At 73.7% G+C, this 20700-nt stretch carries 27 protein-coding genes; 12 read left to right on the top strand and 15 right to left on the bottom strand.

Annotated elements, in window-relative coordinates; all coding sequences use genetic code 11:
- Positions 1-121: 121 nt before the first annotated feature.
- Together ACWGB8_RS31785 and fxsT are read right to left on the bottom strand one after the other, a co-directional pair.
- Positions 122-733, bottom strand: coding sequence for a hypothetical protein (locus ACWGB8_RS31785; RefSeq protein WP_452217081.1), 612 nt, complete (start codon positions 731-733; stop codon positions 122-124).
- A gap of 130 nt (positions 734-863) precedes the next feature.
- Positions 864-3659, bottom strand: a complete 2796-nt coding sequence (fxsT, locus tag ACWGB8_RS31780; protein ID WP_452217080.1) for an FxSxx-COOH system tetratricopeptide repeat protein — start codon at positions 3657-3659, stop codon at positions 864-866.
- A 266-nt stretch (positions 3660-3925) separates the two neighbouring features.
- Here fxsT and ACWGB8_RS31775 point away from each other — a divergent pair, with 266 nt between their 5' ends.
- The 3 genes from ACWGB8_RS31775 (at position 3926) to ACWGB8_RS31765 (ending at position 4979) form a co-directional block, all read left to right on the top strand.
- Positions 3926-4096: a hypothetical protein gene (locus ACWGB8_RS31775; protein WP_452217079.1), complete on the top strand. Its 171-nt coding sequence runs from the start codon at positions 3926-3928 to the stop codon at positions 4094-4096.
- A gap of 351 nt (positions 4097-4447) precedes the next feature.
- Positions 4448-4708, top strand: coding sequence for a hypothetical protein (locus tag ACWGB8_RS31770; protein WP_452217078.1), 261 nt, complete (start codon positions 4448-4450; stop codon positions 4706-4708).
- Positions 4709-4829: 121 nt separating this feature from the next.
- Positions 4830-4979 (top strand): hypothetical protein, encoded by a 150-nt coding sequence (locus tag ACWGB8_RS31765; protein ID WP_452217077.1) that lies wholly within the window; start codon positions 4830-4832, stop codon positions 4977-4979.
- 96 nt (positions 4980-5075) lie between these two features.
- On the opposite strand, the gene ACWGB8_RS31760 is transcribed toward ACWGB8_RS31765, so the two are convergent.
- Both ACWGB8_RS31760 and ACWGB8_RS31755 read right to left on the bottom strand, forming a co-directional pair.
- Complete coding sequence (locus ACWGB8_RS31760; protein WP_452217076.1) at positions 5076-5723, bottom strand: hypothetical protein; 648 nt, start codon at positions 5721-5723, stop codon at positions 5076-5078.
- A gap of 182 nt (positions 5724-5905) precedes the next feature.
- Complete coding sequence (locus tag ACWGB8_RS31755) at positions 5906-6091, bottom strand: hypothetical protein (protein WP_452217075.1); 186 nt, start codon at positions 6089-6091, stop codon at positions 5906-5908.
- On the opposite strand from ACWGB8_RS31755, the gene ACWGB8_RS31750 reads away from it, so the two are divergent.
- Positions 6090-6218 (top strand): hypothetical protein, encoded by a 129-nt coding sequence (locus tag ACWGB8_RS31750; RefSeq protein ID WP_452217074.1) that lies wholly within the window; start codon positions 6090-6092, stop codon positions 6216-6218. The genes ACWGB8_RS31755 and ACWGB8_RS31750 overlap by 2 nt on opposite strands.
- A 22-nt stretch (positions 6219-6240) precedes the next feature.
- On the opposite strand, the gene ACWGB8_RS31745 is transcribed toward ACWGB8_RS31750, so the two are convergent.
- A complete protein-coding gene (locus ACWGB8_RS31745; RefSeq protein WP_452217073.1) occupies positions 6241-7575 on the bottom strand; it encodes a hypothetical protein in 1335 nt (444 codons plus the stop codon).
- A gap of 179 nt (positions 7576-7754) precedes the next feature.
- On the bottom strand, positions 7755-8090 hold the full coding sequence (locus ACWGB8_RS31740) for a hypothetical protein (RefSeq protein ID WP_452217072.1): 336 nt from the start codon (positions 8088-8090) through the stop codon (positions 7755-7757).
- 210 nt (positions 8091-8300) lie between these two features.
- Between ACWGB8_RS31740 and ACWGB8_RS31735 the strand changes: the two genes are divergently transcribed.
- Together ACWGB8_RS31735 and ACWGB8_RS31730 are read left to right on the top strand one after the other, a co-directional pair.
- A complete protein-coding gene (locus ACWGB8_RS31735; protein ID WP_452217083.1) occupies positions 8301-9212 on the top strand; it encodes a glutaminase in 912 nt (303 codons plus the stop codon).
- 136 nt (positions 9213-9348) lie between these two features.
- Positions 9349-9663, top strand: a complete 315-nt coding sequence (locus ACWGB8_RS31730) for a hypothetical protein (RefSeq protein WP_452217071.1) — start codon at positions 9349-9351, stop codon at positions 9661-9663.
- A 125-nt stretch (positions 9664-9788) separates the two neighbouring features.
- Here the strand turns inward: ACWGB8_RS31730 and ACWGB8_RS31725 are convergent, their stop codons facing one another.
- Positions 9789-10295: a WYL domain-containing protein gene (locus ACWGB8_RS31725; RefSeq protein ID WP_452217070.1), complete on the bottom strand. Its 507-nt coding sequence runs from the start codon at positions 10293-10295 to the stop codon at positions 9789-9791.
- A gap of 425 nt (positions 10296-10720) precedes the next feature.
- Positions 10721-11287, bottom strand: a complete 567-nt coding sequence (locus ACWGB8_RS31720) for a PadR family transcriptional regulator (protein WP_452217069.1) — start codon at positions 11285-11287, stop codon at positions 10721-10723.
- Between the two features lie 164 nt (positions 11288-11451).
- Between ACWGB8_RS31720 and ACWGB8_RS31715 the strand changes: the two genes are divergently transcribed.
- The 3 genes from ACWGB8_RS31715 to ACWGB8_RS31705 all read left to right on the top strand — a co-directional run bounded on the left by ACWGB8_RS31715 (position 11452) and on the right by ACWGB8_RS31705 (position 13174).
- Positions 11452-11844 (top strand): nuclear transport factor 2 family protein, encoded by a 393-nt coding sequence (locus tag ACWGB8_RS31715; RefSeq protein WP_452217068.1) that lies wholly within the window; start codon positions 11452-11454, stop codon positions 11842-11844.
- Between the two features lie 139 nt (positions 11845-11983).
- On the top strand, positions 11984-12676 hold the full coding sequence (locus ACWGB8_RS31710; protein WP_452217067.1) for an HAD family hydrolase: 693 nt from the start codon (positions 11984-11986) through the stop codon (positions 12674-12676).
- Positions 12677-12706: 30 nt separating this feature from the next.
- Positions 12707-13174 carry an NUDIX domain-containing protein gene (locus ACWGB8_RS31705; protein ID WP_452217066.1) on the top strand — a complete coding sequence of 156 codons (468 nt, stop codon included), beginning with the start codon at positions 12707-12709 and terminating at the stop codon, positions 13172-13174.
- Between the two features lie 56 nt (positions 13175-13230).
- Here the strand turns inward: ACWGB8_RS31705 and ACWGB8_RS31700 are convergent, their stop codons facing one another.
- Complete coding sequence (locus tag ACWGB8_RS31700; protein WP_452217082.1) at positions 13231-13485, bottom strand: DUF4241 domain-containing protein; 255 nt, start codon at positions 13483-13485, stop codon at positions 13231-13233.
- 49 nt (positions 13486-13534) lie between these two features.
- Between ACWGB8_RS31700 and ACWGB8_RS31695 the strand changes: the two genes are divergently transcribed.
- Positions 13535-14233 carry a hypothetical protein gene (locus ACWGB8_RS31695; RefSeq protein WP_452217065.1) on the top strand — a complete coding sequence of 233 codons (699 nt, stop codon included), beginning with the start codon at positions 13535-13537 and terminating at the stop codon, positions 14231-14233.
- Between the two features lie 110 nt (positions 14234-14343).
- Here ACWGB8_RS31695 and ACWGB8_RS31690 read toward each other — a convergent pair whose 3' ends face one another.
- The 3 genes from ACWGB8_RS31690 to ACWGB8_RS31680 form a co-directional block, all read right to left on the bottom strand.
- Entirely contained in the window at positions 14344-14898 is a 555-nt protein-coding gene (locus ACWGB8_RS31690; protein WP_452217064.1) for a hemerythrin domain-containing protein, read from the bottom strand.
- 197 nt (positions 14899-15095) lie between these two features.
- Positions 15096-15608: a hypothetical protein gene (locus tag ACWGB8_RS31685; RefSeq protein ID WP_452217063.1), complete on the bottom strand. Its 513-nt coding sequence runs from the start codon at positions 15606-15608 to the stop codon at positions 15096-15098.
- Positions 15609-15980: 372 nt separating this feature from the next.
- Positions 15981-17162 carry a CapA family protein gene (locus ACWGB8_RS31680; RefSeq protein ID WP_452217062.1) on the bottom strand — a complete coding sequence of 394 codons (1182 nt, stop codon included), beginning with the start codon at positions 17160-17162 and terminating at the stop codon, positions 15981-15983.
- Positions 17163-17472: 310 nt separating this feature from the next.
- On the opposite strand from ACWGB8_RS31680, the gene ACWGB8_RS31675 reads away from it, so the two are divergent.
- The gene (locus ACWGB8_RS31675) at positions 17473-17955 is read left to right on the top strand and encodes a hypothetical protein (RefSeq protein ID WP_452217061.1); all 483 of its coding nucleotides are present in this window, start codon (positions 17473-17475) and stop codon (positions 17953-17955) included.
- A gap of 76 nt (positions 17956-18031) precedes the next feature.
- On the opposite strand, the gene ACWGB8_RS31670 is transcribed toward ACWGB8_RS31675, so the two are convergent.
- The 3 genes from ACWGB8_RS31670 to ACWGB8_RS31660 form a co-directional block, all read right to left on the bottom strand.
- Positions 18032-18544 carry a hypothetical protein gene (locus tag ACWGB8_RS31670; protein WP_452217060.1) on the bottom strand — a complete coding sequence of 171 codons (513 nt, stop codon included), beginning with the start codon at positions 18542-18544 and terminating at the stop codon, positions 18032-18034.
- Positions 18545-18752: 208 nt separating this feature from the next.
- Positions 18753-18908: a hypothetical protein gene (locus tag ACWGB8_RS31665; protein ID WP_452217059.1), complete on the bottom strand. Its 156-nt coding sequence runs from the start codon at positions 18906-18908 to the stop codon at positions 18753-18755.
- Between the two features lie 178 nt (positions 18909-19086).
- Complete coding sequence (locus ACWGB8_RS31660) at positions 19087-19689, bottom strand: carbonic anhydrase (RefSeq protein ID WP_452217058.1); 603 nt, start codon at positions 19687-19689, stop codon at positions 19087-19089.
- 316 nt (positions 19690-20005) lie between these two features.
- On the opposite strand from ACWGB8_RS31660, the gene ACWGB8_RS31655 reads away from it, so the two are divergent.
- Positions 20006-20623, top strand: coding sequence for a PadR family transcriptional regulator (locus tag ACWGB8_RS31655; protein WP_452217057.1), 618 nt, complete (start codon positions 20006-20008; stop codon positions 20621-20623).
- Positions 20624-20700: the final 77 nt, after the last annotated feature.

The following is a 20700-nucleotide window of genomic DNA, read 5'->3' as shown; positions in this document are numbered from 1 at the left end:
CCGGGTTGCCGCTGCCGGGCGGTGGGGCGGGCCCCGGGCGGGCGCCGACGAGGGCCGACCGGGGCACCGCCGTGCGCGGCGGCGACGGGCTGTGCGGGGGAGACGGGCCGGGCGCGATGGATCAGGGCGCGTCGTCGACGTGTGCGGTGCCGCCCCCGGCGGCCAGGGCCAGGGCGATGCGCCGGTTCGTCGCGCGCCACTCGTCGGCGGGCACCTTCGGCAGGACGTCGCCCCACAGCGGCAGGCAGGTGCCGCGGAGCTGCATCATGCCGGCCGGGCGGGCGAAGAACCACACGTGGAAGTGCGAACCGCCGTCGCCCCAGCGGTTGATGTGGACGCGGGCGATCCCGTCCAGGGACATGATCGCGCGCTCGACGCGCTGGAGCATGCCGCCGAGCTCGGTCGTACGCTCGGGTGGAAGCTCGGCCAGGTCCCCGTGCCAACGCGGGAGGAGCATCACCTGGGCCGGCACGCCCTCGGGCTCGTCGAACCCGCGGACCTTCCAGTGCTCGTCGCTCCACAGCACCGGACCCTCCGAGTCCGTGCACCCCGGACACTCGCGTTCGTCCTCGCCCAGGCGGGCCGGCTCCGGCAGCACCGGCTCGTCCAGGACCTTGATCCGTACATCGCCCTCGTACGGGAAGACCTCCCAGTACGGGATGCCGCCCTCGGGCACGGATATCGGCTTGCCGATCGGCAGGCGCTTGACGAAATCGCTCGGTTCGACAGTCATGATCACAGCCTTGCACAGGCCCGACCCGGCGCGGCGCCGGTACCGCCACCCCGGCCCGACCGGCTGTCGACCCGTCAACTCGACGCGCTGGACGGTGTGCAGCGCCGTATCCGTGCACGTGTGCCCAGGTTCATTCCATGGTGTCCAAACGGGCCCGGATCCGCCGGGTCAGGGGATGCTCCTCCCCGAACACACGTCGGGCTTCGGTGAACGCCTTCCGGTAGTGCGGCAGCGCCCGGTCGGTGTCGCCGGCGAGGCGGTATGCGCCGCCGAGCGTGCCGCGGGATCCGATGGTCTCGGGATGGTCGTTGCCGAGGACCCGGAGACGTGTGTCGAGGACGGCTTTCAGGTGGGGGAGGGCAGCAGCGAACTCGCCGGTCTCCACGAGCAGGCAGCCGAGGTTGCTACGTGTGGTCAGCGTGTCCGGGTGGTCCGCGCCGAGAACCTCCTCCCGGCCTTGCAGGGCCTCCTCGTAGCGGGCTCTTGCCCGCGCGGTGTCACCGGCATCGCTGCAGCAGGTGGCGAGATTGTTGACCGAGTTCAGGGTGTCCGGGTGGTTGGGCGGCAGGACGCGGCGCCGGTCCTCCAGCACCGCCTCTGCCAGGGGAAGAGCACGTGCGTCACCGATGTCGTTGTAGGCCATGGCCAGGTCACTTCGGGTGGTCAGCGTATCCGGGTGGTCCTTGCCCAGGACACGCGCCCGCCCGGCGGCCGTCCGCTCGTACAGCGGTACGGCCTCCGCCAGGTCGCCCGCGGCGGCGTGCGCGAAGGCCCGGTTGTGGTCGATACCGAGCGTGCGCGGATGATTGCCGCCGAACCTGCGGGTGATCTCCTCGCTCACTTCGGTGTACTCGCGGATGGCCTCGTCGAGGCGTCCTGCGGAGTGGAACGCACGGGCCAGATTGCTGCGGACCGTGAGGGTGCGCAGGGGATCGCGTTCGACGGCCACTGCGCGTTTGGTGAGGAGCTGTTCGTAGAGCGTGATCGCGCGGTCCGGCCGCTCCGCCGATGCGTGGGCTTGGGCGAGGTTGTTGACGGCTAGGAGCGTGTGCGGGTCGTCGGGTCCAAGCACCTGGCGCGCGTGCTGATGGACGGCGCTGAGCTGTTCGACGGCAAGCCGGATGTCGCCCGCCGTTCCGTGTGCTCCGGCGAGGTGGATGCGGGCGACGATGGTCTGCGGGGCGTTCGGCCCGAGTACCGTGCGGCGGCCGGCGAGGGCCGAGGCGAAGAGGACCTTGGCGCGGGCGAGGTCTCCGGTTTCCTCGCAGGCCGAGCCGAGGGCGACGCGAACGCTGAGGGTGCTGAGGTGGGTGTGGCCGAGGGCACGCTCGCACGAGTCCAGCAGGTGCTCCAGGTAGGGCATGGCGCGATGCCTGAGGTCCTGTCCGTTCAAGGAGGCCGCGGTACCGAGGAAGAGGCCGTCCGCCGAGGGGAGGGGGTCGAGGTCGATCGAGTTCCGGAACAGGGCGTCGATGTGGGGCAGCAGGCGGCGGACGGTCGGCGCGGCCAGCGGTCCGGCCTTGGGCAGGGCTAGCGAGAGCAGCCGGACGGCGTCGGCACGTGCCCCGGCAACGGCCTCGGGGCTGCGGTGCGGATCGCCGTCCTCCGGGGTCCGGACGAGGGCTCGGACCAGCCCGTGCACGCTCAGCGTGTCGCGGGACCGGGCGACCATGCTGTGGTCCTCCAGCCGAGCGAGCGCCGTGCGGACCGCCGGTTCCCTGCCGATGCGGTCCAGGAGGTCGACGGGAATGCCGGCGGGGGCGTACCAGGCGAGGACGCGCAGGATATGGACGGCGAGCGGCGTTTCCGCCAGACGGTCGAGGGTGATCGCCCAGACGCGGGCCACGGTCCTGTCGTAGCCAGTGGTGTCGACCGCGTGCCGGTAGGTGTCGCCGGGACTGTCGGCGAGCTGCTCCAGGTACTGGCGGAGGCTGACACCGCTGTGGACGATGTACGCGCCGGCCTGATCGAGGGCGAGGGGCAGGTAACCGAGTTCGGCGCACAACTCCTCGGCTCCGTCCAGGTCCGCCGGGCCGCCCTGGTGGGTGAGGATCCGGGACAGCAGGTCGCGGGCGTCGTGGGGGCTGAGGGTGCGCAGCGGCAGCGCAGTGGCGGCGTCGTGCCAGCCGGAGGTGCGTCGGCTGGTGGCCACCACGTGACCGCTCGGCCTTCGGGCCAGCAGCCGTTGGACCTGGGCGGGGTCGTCCAGGCCGTCGAGGATCAGCAGCCAGCCGTCGTGGGTGGCCAGCCACTGCAGCGCCCACTGCTTCTGCACCTCCGTATCCCGCTCCGTCGGTGTGGCCGACTGGAAGGCGAGGGCGGGGTGAAGAGCCCGGGCCAGATCGGCCAGGCCCTGGTCGATGCTCGCCGGTGTGTCCGCGGCGACGGTCCAGATCGGGTTGTACCGGTCGGTGCGGGTGGCCGCGTAGTGCGCGACCAGGGCGGTCTTGCCGACTCCGCCCAGCCCGTGAACCGCCACCGCGCGGCCCGGGCCGCGCTCCACGGCGGCCTCCAGCACGCGGAGCTCCTCGGTCCGGCCGACGAAGATCCGGTGGTGGACCGTGAGGTCCACCAGGCCGGCGGGCGCGTCCACCTCCGACGGCGCGCGCAGTGCGGCTCTCGTGGTGAGCGGGCCCGGCGCGACGGGCGTCGGGCAGGTTGTCGCAGCCTCCAGCAACGCGTAGGCCTTGACCGCCTTGCGGCGGAGGTCCGCGCTGTCCGTCCCGGACGCCTCGGAGCAGATCTCGACGATCGCGCCGACGAACGCGGTGTCGATCCCCGCGCCTGCGAACCGGCGGTAGAGGGTGTCCCGGGACGGAACGCGCTCGGGACGGAAGTGCTCGGGACGCAGGCGCCGGTGGATCTGGTCGACCGACAGGCCGCTCGCGTCGATCCATTCGCGCAGCAGGCCGGCGAGCTCGTTCATCTCGCGGCTCTTGCCGCGCAGGTCCTCACCCCATGGGCGCCCCGCGCGCTTGCCGCCACCCCCGGTAGCAGCCCCTTCGTCCAGACGTTCGCCCCTCGAACGAGCCATGCGCCCTCCCCTGGCATCGGCGATGGACGTCGGGTTCGACGCCCGGGGTTGTCGTACCCACAACCCCCAACCTCCCCACCTGTGTCCCGAACTGAGGCACCGTCGTACCTGCGCTCCCCGGCCGGGGAACGCCGGACGAACCACAGAAGGGGATTGCCATGAACCGCCGCAAGCGCCTCCGGGACCACCGCCCTCTCCAGCACACGCAGCAGACCCGGCGGACCCGAACCCGCCGGCCCGGCCCCCTGGTACTCAGGCTCGTCGACGCCGCCGCCACCGCGGCCACGACCGCGACCGTGACCTGGGTCCTGACCCACCTCCCCTGGTGACGCGGCGCTCCGCCCGGACCGGGCGGAGCACTCCGGGATCCGGGTCCGGGTACAGATTCGCACGGGCTCCGGGGCCCGGCACCGGCACGATGGGCGGCAGGCCGACCGTGATGGAGCGCCCCGGCCCGCTGACCCCGCGCGCTGTGAGGCTCCTGCGCGAACGCGCCGAGGTGGTCACGGACAAGTGGGTGGATCTCGGCCCGGGCGACGGGGAGTGCCGAGCTCGCCCGGACGCGGTCTTCGGCTCGCATGACGAACACGTCATCGCCACTCTCCAGCGCCTCCAGGCCGGTCCCAGCCGGGTGGCGGCATGGCATGATGGGCGGGTCGTTCGAGATCCGGGGGAGCGCCGTGGCCGCGTTGCTGTTGTTGGTGGTGCTGCCGGTGCTGAGCATCGCCCTGATCGCCGGCGGGCTGGCCGTGAAGCGCCGTCAGCGTGCCCGTCTCCAGCCGCCCGCGCCGTACGGGCACCAGCAGTCGTACCCGCCGCAGCAGCCGTACGGGCACCAGCAGCCGTACGGGCACCCGCCCTACCAGCAGCCCGGGTACGGCCAGCCGCAGCCGCCGCAGGCCGGTTACCCTCAGCCGCCGTACGGCCGGCCGCAGCAGTAGCGCGGGTGCCGTCGGTGGGTCGCCGCTGACATGCGCCGGACGAGCGGCGGGCCCCGCCGGGCACCGGACAAGTCCGCTGTTCTCCCGTAGAGTTGACAGCCGTCGTGGGGGAGGGGGCGGCATGCTCGACATAGTGCTCGCGGTGCTGATCCCGTGCGGGGTCCTCGGGTTGAGCGGGCTGGGGTACTGGGTGTGGGTGCGGTACGGCACCGGCGATCCGGTGGACCACCACAGTTCGATGCCGGAGCGGCCCGACTGGCCGGACGGCTGACACCGGCCCGCCCGCGCCGCCGGGCCCGGTCCCCGCGGCGGTCCGCGGAATCCGGGAGGCGGCCGTGGCGCAGCCGGTACGGGCCGCGGAGGCCGGTCACCTCACCGGGACGGCGTCCTTCGGGGCGGTGTGCCAGTTGGTGACGACGGGCTTGTCGACCGGCATCGGACCGACCCGCACACTCGCCGGGTTCGGGTCGGCGGCGCCGATGCCCACGATGACGTCGGTGAACTCGACCGCCTGGTTGCCCTTGGTGGTCTTCGTCACGATGCCCGCGTAGGCGGCCGTGGTACCGGTCAGGGTGATCGGGGCGCCGACGGCCTGTTCGGCACTGGATGCCTCGATGCCGCCGGAGCCGAAGGCGATCGCGGGGTGGGTGCCGGGAAGCGTGCAGGTGATGCCCGGCTTGGCCTTGGCGGTGAGCAGGATGTACCCGCCGGCCTGGGACTCGCTCTTGGCACCGAGCACCAGGTCGTTGGCGCCGCAGGCCTGCCCGTAGCCGCTCTTGTCGGCGGAGGGCGAGGAGGGGGCGGCGGACTTCGGGGCGGCGGGCTTCGCCGGCGTGGACCCGGCGGCGGACCCGGCCGGGGCGGGGGCGGCGGATCCGGTCGGCGCCGCTCCGGTGGCCGCCGCGGTGGCCGCGGGGCCGGCGGCCGTGCCGCTGCCTTCCGGCCCGCACGCCGTCGCGGTGGCGGCGAGCGCCGCTACGGCGGCGGCGGTGAGGGCGAAGCGGCGGGTACGCATGGGGTCTCCTGCTGTCGTTCGTCCGGTGCGGTTCACCGGCGGCCCCTCACGGTAGGCGGTGAGCGTTCACGGGCAGGTGCGGGAAATATCTTGATCCTGTCTCAGCTGTCGACGGCGGCCGCTCCGGACCCCGGCCGGCCGGGTGGGCCCGGTGGGCCGGGGTCCCGTGATCGGCCCGCCGGCTACGGTTGAGGTCGTACCTCGTGCAGGGAGCCGAGGGTACCGGTGGCCGCGCGGAGCTCGAACGGGAGTTCCCGGTCGCCCTGGCAGACGGTCAGGCCCGAGCAGGCGGAGTTCCCGTACGGGCAGCGCCGCACCGCCGACTCCCTCGTGGCGACCCTCGCCACCCGCACAGGGATGCTCGTCATGCCGGAACCCGAGCGGGCGGCCGCGCTGGGCCCGATCCGCGCCCACCTCGCGGAGCAGCCCGAGACCGCCCGCGGTGGGTTCACCCTGCCGATGATGACCGGTGCGCTGCGCGTCCGGCGGCTGTGAGACGCCCCGCCGGTCGCGTCGGCTACCGGCCCTGTGCGAGGTCGACCAGCCGGTGCATCCGCGCCGGCGGAAGCGCCGGATTGGCTGCGGCGGCGCACGCGCTGACCGGCAGGGTGAGCCGCCGCAGTAGTTCGTCGGCGGGCAGCCTCGGATCCCGGACCGCCCACACCCCCACCTCGGGGTCGTCGGCCAGCCGCAGCACCAGCTCCGGCCCGGCCTGTGGGTCGTCGAGTGCGGCGCGGCGCAGCCGGGGATTGGGGTCGCCCGCGAACCGGGCCAGGCCCGGCCGGGCGAAGTTGCGGTGCCGACGCAGGGCGGACCAGTTCCGGTCCTGCGCCGTGGCGTACAGCTCGACCAGCAGATCGTGCGGTGCGTCGGGGCAGCGCTCGCAGAGGTAGCGCCGCACCCGGGGGTCCTCGTCGGCGGCCAGCCGGGCCACCACGTCCGCCGGCAGCTTCGGCTGCCGGGCGAGCGCCCTGCGCAGCCCGACGTGCGCCGAGGCGGCGATCCGCCGTGCGGCGTCGGGCTGTGTGGTTTGCTCCTCGACCCAGGTCGGCCACGGACCGTGGCCCTCCACCGAGTACGCGATCGAGGCCCGCTGTTCCTCGGTCAGGTCCTCCCGCATCGACAGGGCCAGCCGGACCCGGTTCTCGGGGTCGTCGGCGAGCTGCAGCGCCAGCGTGCGCGGTACCGCAGGGTCACCGGCAGCCTCCGACCGGACGTGCCCGTCCGCGTGCGCCACCCGCTCCTCGGCCGTCAGCACCTCGGGCTCCTCCGCCGGCCGGAGCAGCGCGGCGACCTTGTCGCGGACCTGCACCGAGGGATCGTCGCGCAGCCGGTCCCGCACCGGCTGCGCCAGCCGCTCCCACAGGTCCCGGCGCAGTACGGCGGCGCGGACGCCCGGGTCCCGGTCCGCAACGAGCCGCTCCTGCAGGGCGGGAGGGAGCCCCCGGTAGCCGCTGATCGTCCGTCTGACCTTCGGATCCGGGTCCTGCGCGAGGACCTCCACCACCCCTGCCGGGACCCGGCGCCCGAAATCGGTGAGCAGGACGGCGTACACGAACCGGACCCGTGGCTCCGTGTCGTACGCGAGCCGGGCCAGCACATCGACATCGGCCGTCGCATTCTCCGCGACGTCCAACCGGTGCTCCATCCGTGAGGACGCGACCGCGACCGCCGTCGCCTCCGCATCCAGCTCACGCCCGCGCAGCGGCGACTGCGGAAGCTCCGCCAGCCCCAGCAGCCGCGCCAGTACGTCCCCCGGAAGGGCCGGATTACCCGCCAGCCCGCGCAGCCACTCGCGGGCCATGCCCTCGTCCGCCCCGGCCCGCTCCAGGGCCTCGTCCACGTCGCGCATCCGGTCATTCTCCCCCCGGCTACCGGGCCCACCGGTCGGGGGCGCCTCGCGGGCCGGTCCGTACGTGCTGGACTCGGCGCCGTGGCCGCGTCGGCCGCGCCCGTGCCGTGCTGCCAGAGCGTGCGGGCGGGCGGCCGCGCGGTGGAGCCGGACCGGGGGTGCGGGGCCGGCCGGGTGGGTCACTCGGGCTGTGCGACGGCGTCCCGCTGCAGTTGTACGGCCGCCGCCAGGCTCAGCTTCGGTTCCGCCCGGCGCAGTGCCTTCACCGCGTCCACGGAGTCGAGCTTGCCGGTGAAGCCGACTGCGGCCAGCCGGGAGCGGGCCCAGTCGGCGCGCAGCCGGGTCTCGGTGGCGGCGGCGGTGGCCGCGACGAGCGAGGCGGCGCGCTCCAGGCCGGGGCGTTCCTTGGGCGTGGCCTCGGCCAGCGCCCGGCCCAGGGCTGCGGCGATGGTGTCCGCGTCCCGGATGAGCAGGACGAAGTTGTGCTCGGCGTTCATTCCCAGGAAACCCGTCATGCCGATCATCGTGGTCGCCGTGTTCCGTTTACCGCAAGGGACTTGAGGAAGCCCTGAGGTTCGGGTGGAGTGCCGGGCCCAGGTCGGTGGGAGCGCGGCGCGCCGGCAGCGGGCCGTACGGGTGTGGCGCAGGCGTGCCGTGCCGCGTGCCGGGGCGACCCCGTGTCGGGGCGCGCGGGCGCGGCGGACCACAATGGCGGCGTGAACGACGTGGACTACCAGACGCTGCTGCTCGGCTCGATGGAGGCAGCCCGGCGCACACCGCTGCGCGGGCGGGTCGCCGACTACATCCCGGCCCTCGCCGAAGCGGACCCGACGGCCTTCGGGATGGCCATCGCCACCGTGGACGGGGAGGTGTTCGGCGCGGGCGACTGGCGCCGGCCGTTCTCCGTCCAGTCGGTGTCGAAGCTGTTCACCCTGGCCCTGGCGCTCGCGCAGGGCGGCGACGCGCTCTGGTCCGGGGTGGGCCGGGAGCCGTCCGGCAACCCGTTCAACTCGCTGGTGCAGCTGGAGTCCGAGAACGGCATCCCGCGCAACCCCTTCATCAACGCCGGCGCCCTGGTGGTCACCGACCGCCTGCTGAAGCTCACCGGCGACGCGGTCGGGACGGTCGTCGACTTCCTGCGCGCGGAGTGCGGCAACCCGGCGGTCGCGGTCGACGACTCGGTGGCCTCCTCCGAGGCCCGGCACGGCCACCGCAACGCCGCCATGGCGCACTTCATGGCCAGCTACGGCAACATGCGCAACCCCGTCGACAGCGTCCTCGCCCACTACTACGCCCACTGCGCGATCACCGCGAGCTGCCACGACCTCGCCCTCGCCGGACTCTTCCTCGCCCGGCACGGGACCCGGGCCGACGGTTCGCGGCTCCTCTCGCGCAGCGACGCCAAGCGGATCAACGCGGTGCTGCTCACCTGCGGCACCTACGACGCGGCCGGGGAGTTCGCCTACCGGGTCGGCCTGCCGGGCAAGAGCGGTGTCGGCGGCGGCGTGCTGGCGGTGCTGCCGGGCCGCGGCACGGTCTGCGTCTGGAGCCCGGGCCTGGACGCGGCGGGGAACTCGGTGCTCGGCGTGGCCGCCCTGGACGCCCTGACGACGGCCACCGGCTGGTCCGTCTTCTGACCGTGCGGACTGCGGACTGCGGTCGGTGGTCGGTGGTCGGTGGACCGCGCTCGGCCGTCTGCGGCCCACGGCCGGCGCTCGGCCGTCGGCGGCCCGCGGGCGGTGCGGTGGTGCGGCACCTGCAAGACTGCCGCGCATGGCGTTGGCGAAGAAGGGCACCCGGGTCGTCGTCGTCGACGGGGAGCGCTACCGCTGGGTGGTCGCACCCGACGACGAACCCGGTCTGGCGATCGTGGTCCAGCACGAGGAGGCCGGTGGGCAGCGCATGGTGACGTGGGTCGAGCACGGCGTGGTGGTCGCACCCGGCCTGGTCGCCGGAGCCATCCGCGATGCGCTGCTCCACCACGGCTGGACACCACGGCTGCGTGGCGGGCAACTCACCCTGCGGTGCCCGGGCGGGAACCCGGATCCGGCGAACCCGGGGCTGATCGCGTGGCCGCCCGCGGCCTGACCGAGTGGCGCGTCGACCGGCCCGGGGAGCCCGCACGCGCGGACCGGCGGCGGTGCGCTCGGCGCGGCCGGGCACCCCGCCTGTGCGGCAGCCGGTCGACCGTCCGGCCGGGGTCAGGCGGCGGGTCAGGCGGTGGCTCGGTCGGCGGCGTGCAGGATGCGGCGGGCGGCGGCGCGGAGGTGGTCGAGGACGTCGGGGTCGGGGTGGAGGGTGTAGTCGGCGGGGAGTCCGGCCAGCGTCTGCGCGATCCGGGTGAGGGAGTCGTCGGAGGCGTCGACGCGGCAGGTGGTGGCGTCGACAGGGCGGACGCGGGTGCCCAGGTGGCGGGCGCGGGTGCGGACCCGGTCGGCGGAGGCGTGCACGGTGGCGACGGCGCGGTGGCGGGTGGGGGCGGCCGACAGCCGGGCGGCGACGAAGGCGGCGGGGTCGTCGCCGGGCAGGTCGCGGGCGGGAGCGCGCCGCCCGGTGAGGGCCGGTCCGGTGATGCGGTCGAGGCGGAAGATGCGCCAGTCGTCCCGGTCGGTGTCGTGGGCGAGCAGGTACCACAGGTCGCCGGAGGCCACGAGGTGCTGCGGTTCGACCCGGCGCGGGGCGCCGGTGCCGGCGCGGGTGGTGTAGTCGAAGGTGATCACCTCGTGGTCGCGGCAGGCGACGGCGAGGGTGGCGAGGAGCGCGGGGTCGGCGCGCGGCCCGCGGGTCTCCCAGGCGATGCCGGCGACGGACGTCTGGAGGGCTGACCTGGGCGCGCAGGCGGCGGGGGAGGACCTGTTCGGGCAACATCGGCCCCACCGTCTGGTGGAACGGCCGCATCATCGGCGCCTGGGCCCAGCACCCTGACGGACACATCGACCACCACCTCCTCACCGACCCCGGCACCGCCGCCCGCGCCGCCGTCCGCAACGAGGTCGAGCGGCTGACGACCTTCCTGGCCGCCACCCGCGTCACCCCCGCGTACCGCACCCCGCTCGAACGCCGGCTCGCGGGAGGCCCCGGCGCGGGACGCCCGGGTCGGGATCCGGCGCCGGGACCCGGCGTCCGCTCCGCAGGACAGGGCAGTTCAGGCCTTGGCGGCCGACCGCTGGTCCAGGACGCGCAGGGCGGTGCTGCCCCAGGTGAGGTTCTCCCGTTCGAAGGCCATGCCGCGCAGCAGGGTGAGGTAGGGGCCGATGTGTTCGGCGTGCGCGAGGTGCTGTTCCTCGGTGCGGCCGTCGAGCAGTCGGGCCTGGAGCCGCTCGTAGCGGGCGAGCTTGGCGGCGGACCGTTCCATCCGTTCGGCGACGGCCGCCCGTACGGCTGCGGCGTCGCCGGCGTCGACGCTCTGGACCTTGACCAGGAGTTCGTCGCGGACGGTGGTGGGCTTGGTGGGCAGTTCCGCGGTGTAGGCGCGGACGGCGGCGAGGCCGGCCTCGGTGAGGGAGAACAGTCGCTTGTTGGGGCGTTTCTCCTGCTGGACGACACGGGCGGCGACCAGGCCGTCCGCTTCCATGCGCTCCAGTTCGCGGTAGAGCTGCTGCGGGGTGGCCATCCAGAAGTTGGCGACCGAGGCGTCGAAGCTCTTCGCCAGGTCGTACCCGGATGCTTCGCCCTCCAGGAGGGCGGCCATCAGTGCGTTCCGCAGAGCCATGGCGTCAACCTACACCCGGTACCTGGTCAACAAAGTGAGTAGTCGCATCGGCCTCCCCCCGCACTGAGCCGGGCCGCCGGCGCGAGCTCTGGACATCTCGGCGCGGTCGGCACATACTCGCGGACACACCTAGTCAATTCCATTACTAGCCTGGTGAGGCTCGCATGCATCCCTTCCGCAAGGCCGTCGAGGACCGCGACGAAGAGGCCATGGCCGCCCTGCTCGCCGAGAACGTGGTCTTCACCAGCCCGGTCGCGTTCAAGCCCTACCCGGGCAAGGCCATCACCGCGGCGATCCTGCGCGGCGTGATGCGGGTCTTCGAGGACTTCACCTACGTCCGCGAGATCGCCGACCCCGGAGGCCGCGACCACGCCCTGGTCTTCACCGCCACCGTCGCCGGCCGGCGGATCCACGGCTGCGACTTCCTGCACTTCGACGAGGACGGGAGGATCGACGACTTCACCGTGATGGTCCGCCCGCTGTCCGCCGCCCAGGCGCTCGCCGAGGCGATGGGCGCCCAGTTCGACCGGATCGCGGCCGAGGCGGCCGGGCAGTGAGCGAACCCGGCGCCGCCGTTTAGGTCCGAAGCCCGCCGTCGAAGGGCCGACCCAGCGCGTCCGGCGACGGAAATTCCGGGCACGGCGGCGCGGATCCGGCTAGGGTCACCGAGTCAACCGAATGATCTTGGGGGTAGAGATGCGCCGTGACAGCCAGGTACTCGTCTTCGATGCGGACGACACGCTGTGGGAGAACAACGTGCTGTTCGAACGGGTCATCCACGACTACTTGGGCTGGCTCGAACACCCCACGCTCGACCTGGTCCAGCTGCGCGCCGTCCTCGACCGGGTCCAGGCGGCCAACGCCCTCACCCACGGCTACGGCAGCCGGATGCTGCTGCGCAGCCTCGGCGACTGCGTCGAGGAACTGCGCGGTCGGCCCGCCAACGCGCAGGAGCTCGCCGAGATCGAGGAACTGGCCGCCGTCCTCGTCGACTACCGGGTGGAACTCATCGCGGACGTCGCCGACACGCTCGCGGCCCTCGGCAGCCGCCACACCCTCCTGATGCTGACCAAGGGCAACCGGGAGGAGCAGCAGCGCAAGATCGACGGATCGCAGCTGGCCCACCACTTCGCGGCCGTCGACATCGTCGACGAGAAGGACGCCGAAACGTACCGCCGCTTCGTGGCGGCGCACGGGCTGACCCCCGCCACCAGCTGGATGATCGGCAACTCGCCGAAGTCGGACATCCTGCCGGCCCGGCAGGCCGGCATGAACGCCGTCTTCATCCCCAACGACCACACCTGGGTGCTCGAACACAGCGAACTGGACCCGGCCGACGACGCGGTGCTGAGGCTCGGCACCTTCCGTGAACTCCTCGACCACTTCTGAGCAGCACCCCGGACCCCGGAGGAACACCCGATGAACCGAACCCCGAGCGAACGCCCGGCCGAACGCGCTCTCACCGCGCCCACCGTGTCCTGCGTCTTCGTCTGCCACGACGGCGACGGCCGCATCCTGCTCGCCCGGCGCAGCGCGGGTGCGCGCGACGAGCCGGGCACCTGGGACACCGGCGCGGGAGCGCTGGAGCACGGCGAGTCCTTCGAGTCGGCCGTGCGGCGCGAGGTCCGCGAGGAGTACGGCGCCGAGGCGCTCGCCATCGAGACCCTGGGCGTACGCAACATCCTGCGCGGCACCCCGGTCTCGCACTGGGTGGCGGTCCTGTTCGCGGTTCAGGTGGACCCCGACCGCGTCGTCATCGGCGAGCCGCACAAGTTCGACGCACTCGACTGGTTCACCCTGGACGACCTGCCCCGCCCGCAGCACTCGCAGCTGGCGGAGACCCTCACCCGCTTCGCCGCCGCCCGCCACCGCCCCGACGGGGCATAGCACCGCGGCCGGCCACCACCCTGCCGGGCCTTCCCCGGCACCGGCCGTGTCGTCCGCTACCCGTCGACCGGTCCGCGGCCGGGCTGGGGCACGACGAAGAACTCGGTGAGGAAGCCGGTGACGCCCCCGTCGGCCGTGCGGCCGACCCAGGTGGGGTAGCAGCCGTCGCCCCAGCCCGCGGGAAAGGCCGTGAAGCTGTGGGAGCCCGTCGAATCGGTGACGACGACGGGCTCCCTCCCTGCTGCGCGGGCGCGGCGGGTACGTGGGTGCGGAGGGTACGTCGATGCGGGGGTCCGCCGATGCGCGGGCACCGGCGGGCCGTTGCGGGGCGGGCGGGGCACGGCGGGTCACAATGGGCGGATGGGACCAGGTGCCGGGCCTGCCGGGCCGCCGCCGGTGACACCCGATCAGGCCGACCTCCGCGGCGAGCACTGGTGGCCCGTGGCGTCGGCGGTGGCGGTGGCCGCGGTGCTGCACATGGTGTTGCCCGCGTCGTACCGGCTGGACCCGGTGTGGGTGGTGCCGGTCGTCCTGTTCGCCCTGTTGGCGGTGCTGGTCATCGGCGATCCGGGGCGGATCGACCGCCGCAAGCCGTGGCTGCGGGCGGTCACCGAGGTCGTGATCGGATTCATCACCGCTGCGAACCTGTACGCGGGCGTCCACCTCGTGGTCGACATCCTGAACGACGCCAAGCTGTTCGCCAACAACGCCATCGGCCTGCTGGCGACCGGTGGCGTGACCTGGGTGACGAACGTGATCGCCTTCGCGCTCTGGTACTGGGATCTGGACCGCGGCGGCGCCGCCGCGCGAGCCCACCCGCCCGCTGCGGGGGCGGCGTTCGTGTTCCCCGAGATACAGCACCCGGCCCACGCGCCGAGCGGGTGGGTGCCGAACTTCGCCGACTACCTGTCGCTGGCCTTCTGGACCGCGACGGCGTTCAGTCCCACCGACGTCTCCGCGGTCCGCAGATGGGCCAAGCTGCTGATGATGGTGGAGGCCTCGGCCTCCCTCGTCGTCGCCACCCTGGTGGTCGCCCGCGCGGTCAACATCCTGCAGTGAACCCGTGCGCGGGGGAGTCCCCCACCGCTGCCCCCGGCCACGGCTGCCCCGGGCCGGGCCTGCGGGGCCCGGGGCTGTGGGGGATCCGGCCGCGCCGATCCGTACCGCGGTCAGGTGATGCGGAACGTCCGCTCGGGCCAGTCGGAATCGGGCACCGTGGCGTCGAGGGCCGCGCCGATCGCGCGCTCCTCGTAGGCGAAGTGGGATTCCATGATCGCCGCCAGCCCGTCGAGCTCGCGCCCGATGGCGTCCAGCCCCCGGCCGCCGGCGTCTGCCGCGGGTCCGGTTCCGGGTCCGGGCCCGGGTGCCGAGGTGACGGCCTGGTCGGCGAGTTCGCGTACCCGGGTGAGGATGCCGGTGATCAGCCCGTGGTCCTCGACGAGCTTCGCGACCGTCCCCGCGAGATCGGGGCGTTCGCGCACCAGTTGGGCGAACAGGCCGTCGTCCTCGCCCTGGTGGTGCGATGTCAGCGCGGTGCAGAATGCCAGGCAGTGGGTGCGGAGCGCGTCGTCGTCGAGCCGTCGACGTCCGAGTTCCGACCTGATGGTGCCGATCCGGCGACGTAGTTCCTGATGTGCTTGTGCGAGCTGAAGGCTCAGAGCGACGGCACGGTCGCCGTCACGAGAAGTCCGGGAAGCCACGAACTGCGGCCCCTTCTGTTCCACACCTCCATGCCTGGCGCAGTCCGCCACCGGCACGCGATGCTGGCGCCATCCGACCACGGACAGCGCCCTGCAGACAAGGGCGCCCGCCCGCACCCGGAAGGGCGGCGGCCTACCGCCGGGTCGTCTGCGGCTTGCCCGGCGCTCGAACGCTGAGTGCCGGGTTGCTGATCCAGCCCCCTATTGACCCGGCTACATGCTCAGTGGGGCACGCCGTCGGCCGCGCGCCGGGGGCGTGCCATGGTGACTGCCGCCGAGGCTGCCGTCGCGAGGAGGAGCAGGGCACCTGTGCCGGCCAGGAGAGCCATGACGGTTGCGCCGTCGCCTTCGACGTCGTCCTCGCGGGCGGCCGTCTGCGGATCGTCCGCCCGGTAGCGGACGGTGAAGTGGGCGCCCTCGGTGCTCTTGCCGCCGCTGCTGCCGAACGGCAGGTCGGTCACCCCCGTCCGCCCGTCGGCCGTGAACGCGACCCGGCAGGCGCCCAGCATGCAGGAGCCGCTCGTGCGCAGGGTTGCTTCGGCCTGCCTGTCGCCCTGCAGGGAGCGCAGGTGTCGGTCCGCCGGGAGCAGTACCAGGAGCGCCAGGGCGCCCAGCAGCAGTGCCGGGATCAGTGACACCACGAAGGACGTGCGAGTCGCCAGGAGGCGGGGTGCCGTGGTGTTCTGCGAGCGTGCCGTCGGTGCGCCCGCGTTTATGGCGTTCAGGTCTCTCATCAGCCGAGTTCGTGTCGGAAGGGCAGGCGTGGTGCCCGTGTACGCACAAGGTAGGGCTGCGGGCCGATCGGGAGCGTGTGTCGATGTCGGCAGGCTCGGCCGCCGCCCGGCTGCCCGATGTCGGCGACGCGTGGCAACAAGCGGTAACGTGCGTCCACGAACTGTGCTGAGTGGCAACGAGCGGCCACGAGCGGGAACGGGTGCCGCAGCGCCCGCAACTCCGCACCCCGGGAGCCCGGTTGCCTCGTGGGTACGAACCCGTCCGGGAGCCGCCACGGCGGTGGTCCACGAGCGTGATGTCGCGGCCGTCGTCCGTCGTCCGCGTGGTCCCGCTTCCCGGCCTTCAGGTGGGGAGGGTGTGGGGGCCCGCTGTCACGGGGCCATGGTCAGGCCGGCCGCGGCGGCGCCCCGGCTGAGGACCACCGAGCGGATGTGCTCCAGTGCCCGGGCGTAGTCGGCCCGTCCGGGGTGACGGCGGGCGGCTTCACGCAGGTCGAGGATGCGGGAGGGCGGGCCGAGGTCGGTGACCTGCGGCACGAACTCGGCCGCGGCGACGGTCCACCGCTGTCCCGGCGCAGCGGGCGGGGCGAAGGTGAACCGGGCGATCGAGCTCCAGTTGCCGCGCGGGTCCTCGGCGCCGTCGTAGGTGAACATGTGTCCGGCGAGCTGGTCGCCGAGGCCGTACACCGTCCAGGTGTCGTTGATCTTCTCGTACGCCTGCGGTACGTGGGCGTGGGTGCCGAGCACCAGGTCGATGTCGGAGCGGCCCTTGTCGGGTCCGGTGGACAGGTCGCGGGCCAGGGTGAGCTGCTGTTGGTTCGGCGCGTCCTGCCACTCGGTGCCCCAGTGGATGCTCACCACGACGACGTCCGCGCCACCGGTCCGGGCGGCGTGTGCGTCGGCGAGGATCCGGTCGCGGTCGATCAGGTTCACCGCCCAGGGGCGGCCCGCGGGCAGCGGGATGCCGTTGGTGCCGTACGTGTAGGCGAGTTGCGCCACGGTCGCGCCGCCGGCCTTCATCAGTGCCGGGCGGCCTGCCTCGGTCTCGTCGCGGGCGGAGCCCGTGTGGGCGAGGCCCACGGCGTCCATGGCGTCGAGGGTGCGCCGGATGCCGGCCGGGCCGTCGTCGAGCGTGTGGTTGGAGGCGGTGTCGCAGCTGGTGTACCCGGCGTCCTTGAGGGCGCGGGCGACCTGCGGCGGGGACTTGAACGACGGGTAGCCGGTGAACGGTCCGCCGTCGGCGCCGTAGACGGTCTCCATGTGGCAGATCGCGATGTCCGCGTCGCGGATCAGCGGCGCGACGCCGGCGAACATCGGGGCGAAGTCGTACCCGTCCCGGCCCGCGTCCTCGTGGGCCTGCCGGATGATCTCCGAGTGCGGCAGTACGTCGCCGGTGGCGATCAGCGTGAACGCCCGCGGCCCGGACGGGGAGGCGTCGGTCGTGGGGCTCGTGCTCGGCGGCACCGGCGGTGGTACGGCCGGGGATCCGCAGCCCACAGGGGTGAGGAGCAGGGCGACGGCTGCGGTGAAGGTCGCTCGACGACGCAGGCGCATGGTCGTCCTATCTCATGATCGGAAGTGTTGACCGGCCCTCCGACTATGCGACGCGCCGCCCCGTCTCGCGCGCCCCCGCACTCGGGTGCACCCGGGTGTCACCCGGGCGCCCCCGTTGCGCTCTCGCGTCGGGAGCCGGACGCCGGTCCGGCACCCAGGCCTGCTCCCGGCACCGTCCCCGGCCCCGGCACGGCCCCGGTACCGCCCCCCGGTCCCGCCCGCGCCCCCGCCCCCGCTCCCGGGACGGTGCCGCGCGGCGGAACCGCTGCGCGACGTGCACCGTCGTTCCGTACGACCTGGAGGTACCGCCGTGTTCGACTTCTTCGTGCTCGCCATCGTCCTGCTGGCGGGGCTCGTCGCCGTACCGGTCCTGGCCGGGCTCGGGCTGACGGGGCTCGTCCGGGGCCGGCGCGCCGGCGGCCGGGCCGACCGACTGCGCGGGGTGTCGCTGCTGTCCGCCGCGGGCGCTGCGGCCGTCTACGGGTGGGGCGGGCTCCACCTCCTCGGCGCCGTCCTGGCGGCGGAGGACGGCGGGGCAGGCTCCTCCCCGCTCGTCCCGTGCCGCGAGGGCGGGATCGAGCGGGCGGCCCGGGTCGTGGACTACGACGTGAGTTACCTGCCGCTGCGCTTCACCTGCGTCCGCAGCACCGGCGGCGGGTACGCCGTGGCCCTGCCCGGGTACGTCAACCCGGTCGTCGGGGTCCTCGCGCTCAATACCGCCACCTGCGGGATCCTCGCTGCTGCCGCGGCGGAGCGCACCGGCCGCAGGCCGTCGCCCGCCCGGACGCCCTGAACGGCGCCCGCCCTCCCGACCGGCACCTTGCCGCCGTCACCGCGGGCGCCCCGGCCCGCGGGTCACGTTCCTGGGGTCACGTCCGAAGGTCACGGCCCTTCTGCTGGAGGTGTGCGATGGCCTCGGCCAGGGAGTCGTAGTAGCCGGGCCGGGCGACGAGGACCGAACTGAAGTAGTAGCCCAGATCGGCGTCCGGCCGGTCGTCGGCAGCGTACGGACGCCAGAGGCTCAGCAGCAGGTCGGGAGCGATGAAGGAGCCGCGGTCGTACGGATCCTCCTCGACCGTGGTGTGTTCACCCACGCGCCGTACGACCTCGACGGCCGGGAACGCGAAGACGTCCACGCCGCGGAACAGCACGCGGTCCGCGCCGGTCGACGGCCTCCCCAGTTCGACCGCTCGGAGCGTGTCGTGCTCGCAGTGGATGCCGATCGTCAGCCCGCTGGGACGGAGGATGTCCCGCCCCGGCCGGTCGCCGTCCGCGATCGCGGAGAGGTCGCGACACGAGTCCAGTGCCGAGCCGGCCGCGTGCCGGGTCATGCCGATCCGCAGCGGGCCGACGCCGATCGGCGGGCGGAGGTCGAAGTCCATGCCGCCATGGTGGCAAACGGTACTGACAGCCGCGGATCAGCCCGGTCCACCGGGAGGACGGTGGAGCCGCGACCGTTCCACTGCGCCGCCGCTCTCGAGGGGGTCTCCGCGAGGCCGGGTACTACGCCATCTACCAGGGCACATGGCATCTGTCGAACGCGTACCCCACCCCGCAGAACCCCGGGCCCTCCACGGACGCGCTGGAGCCCTACGGGTTCGGCGAGTTCAACGACTGGGGCGACATCGACGGCGGGGCCCGGGCCGGGCTGATGATCGACCCGGTCATCGCCGGCCAGGCGGTGAAGTGGCTCCGCAACCGGGCCCCGGTCGTGGTGGCGGACCAGCCGTGGTTCATGGCGGTCAACTTCGTCCATCACGCTGCTGGAGGACCTCATCACCGCCGAGATCGGCACCGACCCCCGCCGCCTGGGTCACCGAACGCCCCCGCCTCCTCGGCCGGCCCACCTGGCGCGGCGACACCGACCGGCCCGCGGCCGCCGCAGCCCCGGCCCGGGGCTGACCCTGCTGCCCGGCCCGGTCGGTCAGGCGACGGTGAAGTCGACCGCGCCGGTGTCGAGCGAGTAGTAGGCCCCGACCACCTCGGCGTCGCCGAGGTCGGCGGCCATCAGCGGGTCCGAGCGGAGCTGGTCGACGGTGAGTCGGACCTGGGCCCGTACGGTGTTGTCGATCTGGTCGCCGGGGAGGTCCTTCGCCGCGTGGTAGGCGGGGGTGAGGGCGTCGACGATCTTCTGCAGCCGGCCGGGAGCGGTCGCGCCGCTGTTGAGCGTTCGGACGGCGGTGGTGACGGCCCCGCAGCGCTGGTGGCCGAGGACCACCACCAGCGGGGTGCGGGCCTCCTCCGAACCGAAGTCGGCCGCTGCCTCGACCAGGTCGTCGTTGGTCTGACCCGCCGTCCGGATCACGAAGAGGTCCCCGAGCCCGACGTCGAAGACCAGCTCCGGCGGGACGCGCGAGTCGATGCAGCCGAACACCGTGGCCAGCGGGAACTGGCGGGCCGCGACCTCCGCCCGCCTGGCCGCGCCCTGGTGCGGGTGGACGGCGCGGCCCGCGACCCAGCGGGCGTTGCCGTCCCGGAGCTTGCGCAGGACCTGGCCGGGGGTGATCGGGTGGGCCGGATCTGCCATGGCGCTCACTCCTCGACGGCGACGCGGCCGGTGATTCGGGTACGGAGGGGATTCCGTCCACCGTCCCGCCCCGGGTCCCCGACGGGTGGGCGCCACGCCGGAGCGGCCCCGGCGACACCCGGCGGGTGGCGGTACCGACCCGACGGGTGGCGGTACCGCTCCGGCGGGTGGCGGTACCGCTCCGGCGGGGGCGGCGCCGAACGCTACCCGTTCGTAGGCGGTCCACCCTGGATCCGTGCCGTCGGTCTGTTGTCGACCGAAGAGTTTCGATATATCGTTTACCTATCGCAGAAGGGTAGGCGAAAGGAGTGTTGTGATGCATCCGTTCCGACACGACGAGGGTGCCTGCGGGCCGCGGCGCGGTCCGAGGGGGCCGTGGAGCGTGATGGCCGAGGGTGAGTACGAGGGGCGGCGGGCGGCGTTCGGTCACTTCGGACCGGGCCCCGGGCCCTTCGGTCCGCCCGGGTTCGGCCCGTTCGGTGGCCGGGGCCGCGCCCGCAAGGGCAATGTGCGGGCGTCGGTGCTGGCCCTGCTGGCCGAGCGGCCGATGCACGGCTACGAGATGATCAAGGAGATCGGCGAGCGCAGCGGCGGGGCGTGGACGCCCAGTCCGGGGTCGGTCTACCCCACGCTGCAGATGCTGGAGGACGAGGAGCTCATCGCCAGCGAGACCAGCGGGGGCGGGAAGAAGCTGTTCACGCTGACGGAGGCCGGCCGGGCGCAGGCCGAGGCCGGTCCGCAGGCGCCGTGGGAGGCGAGCGGGGCCGGGTTCGACCGCGAGTCGATGCTCAAGGCTCGGCAGGCCGGAGCGGGGCTGATGGAGGCGTTCGCGCAGGTGTGGCGGACCGGGACGCCGAAGCAGCAGGAGAAGGCGCTGGAGATCCTGGACGAGGCCCGCCGGAAGCTCTACCTCACGCTGGCCGGCGAGGCCTGACGCGCGGGCCCGACCCGATCGCCGTTCCTGGGCGGCCTCCTGCGGGGGTTTGCGCCGGGGGCGGCCGGGGGTTGGCC

The organism is Kitasatospora sp. NPDC054939 (assembly GCF_053610105.1).
Note: the sequence above shows the minus strand (reverse complement) of the source record. Positions and strands in the feature narration are given on the sequence as shown.

Excerpts from the sequence above, each read along its gene's own strand:
- ACWGB8_RS31785 (WP_452217081.1), bottom strand. The coding sequence starts at position 733 with ATGACTGTCGAACCGAGCGATTTCGTCAAGCGCCTGCCGATCGGCAAG.
- fxsT (WP_452217080.1), bottom strand. The coding sequence starts at position 3,659 with ATGAACGAGCTCGCCGGCCTGCTGCGCGAATGGATCGACGCGAGCGGC.
- ACWGB8_RS31775 (WP_452217079.1), top strand. The coding sequence starts at position 3,926 with ATGAACCGCCGCAAGCGCCTCCGGGACCACCGCCCTCTCCAGCACACG.
- ACWGB8_RS31765 (WP_452217077.1), top strand. The coding sequence starts at position 4,830 with ATGCTCGACATAGTGCTCGCGGTGCTGATCCCGTGCGGGGTCCTCGGG.
- ACWGB8_RS31760 (WP_452217076.1), bottom strand. The coding sequence starts at position 5,723 with ATGCGTACCCGCCGCTTCGCCCTCACCGCCGCCGCCGTAGCGGCGCTC.
- ACWGB8_RS31750 (WP_452217074.1), top strand. The coding sequence starts at position 6,090 with ATGCCGGAACCCGAGCGGGCGGCCGCGCTGGGCCCGATCCGCGCCCAC.
- ACWGB8_RS31755 (WP_452217075.1), bottom strand. The coding sequence starts at position 6,091 with ATGACGAGCATCCCTGTGCGGGTGGCGAGGGTCGCCACGAGGGAGTCG.
- ACWGB8_RS31745 (WP_452217073.1), bottom strand. The coding sequence starts at position 7,575 with ATGCGCGACGTGGACGAGGCCCTGGAGCGGGCCGGGGCGGACGAGGGC.
- ACWGB8_RS31740 (WP_452217072.1), bottom strand. The coding sequence starts at position 8,090 with ATGACGGGTTTCCTGGGAATGAACGCCGAGCACAACTTCGTCCTGCTC.
- ACWGB8_RS31730 (WP_452217071.1), top strand. The coding sequence starts at position 9,349 with ATGGCGTTGGCGAAGAAGGGCACCCGGGTCGTCGTCGTCGACGGGGAG.
- ACWGB8_RS31720 (WP_452217069.1), bottom strand. The coding sequence starts at position 11,287 with ATGGCTCTGCGGAACGCACTGATGGCCGCCCTCCTGGAGGGCGAAGCA.
- ACWGB8_RS31715 (WP_452217068.1), top strand. The coding sequence starts at position 11,452 with ATGCATCCCTTCCGCAAGGCCGTCGAGGACCGCGACGAAGAGGCCATG.
- ACWGB8_RS31710 (WP_452217067.1), top strand. The coding sequence starts at position 11,984 with ATGCGCCGTGACAGCCAGGTACTCGTCTTCGATGCGGACGACACGCTG.
- ACWGB8_RS31705 (WP_452217066.1), top strand. The coding sequence starts at position 12,707 with ATGAACCGAACCCCGAGCGAACGCCCGGCCGAACGCGCTCTCACCGCG.
- ACWGB8_RS31695 (WP_452217065.1), top strand. The coding sequence starts at position 13,535 with ATGGGACCAGGTGCCGGGCCTGCCGGGCCGCCGCCGGTGACACCCGAT.
- ACWGB8_RS31685 (WP_452217063.1), bottom strand. The coding sequence starts at position 15,608 with ATGAGAGACCTGAACGCCATAAACGCGGGCGCACCGACGGCACGCTCG.
- ACWGB8_RS31680 (WP_452217062.1), bottom strand. The coding sequence starts at position 17,162 with ATGCGCCTGCGTCGTCGAGCGACCTTCACCGCAGCCGTCGCCCTGCTC.
- ACWGB8_RS31670 (WP_452217060.1), bottom strand. The coding sequence starts at position 18,544 with ATGGACTTCGACCTCCGCCCGCCGATCGGCGTCGGCCCGCTGCGGATC.
- ACWGB8_RS31660 (WP_452217058.1), bottom strand. The coding sequence starts at position 19,689 with ATGGCAGATCCGGCCCACCCGATCACCCCCGGCCAGGTCCTGCGCAAG.
- ACWGB8_RS31655 (WP_452217057.1), top strand. The coding sequence starts at position 20,006 with ATGCATCCGTTCCGACACGACGAGGGTGCCTGCGGGCCGCGGCGCGGT.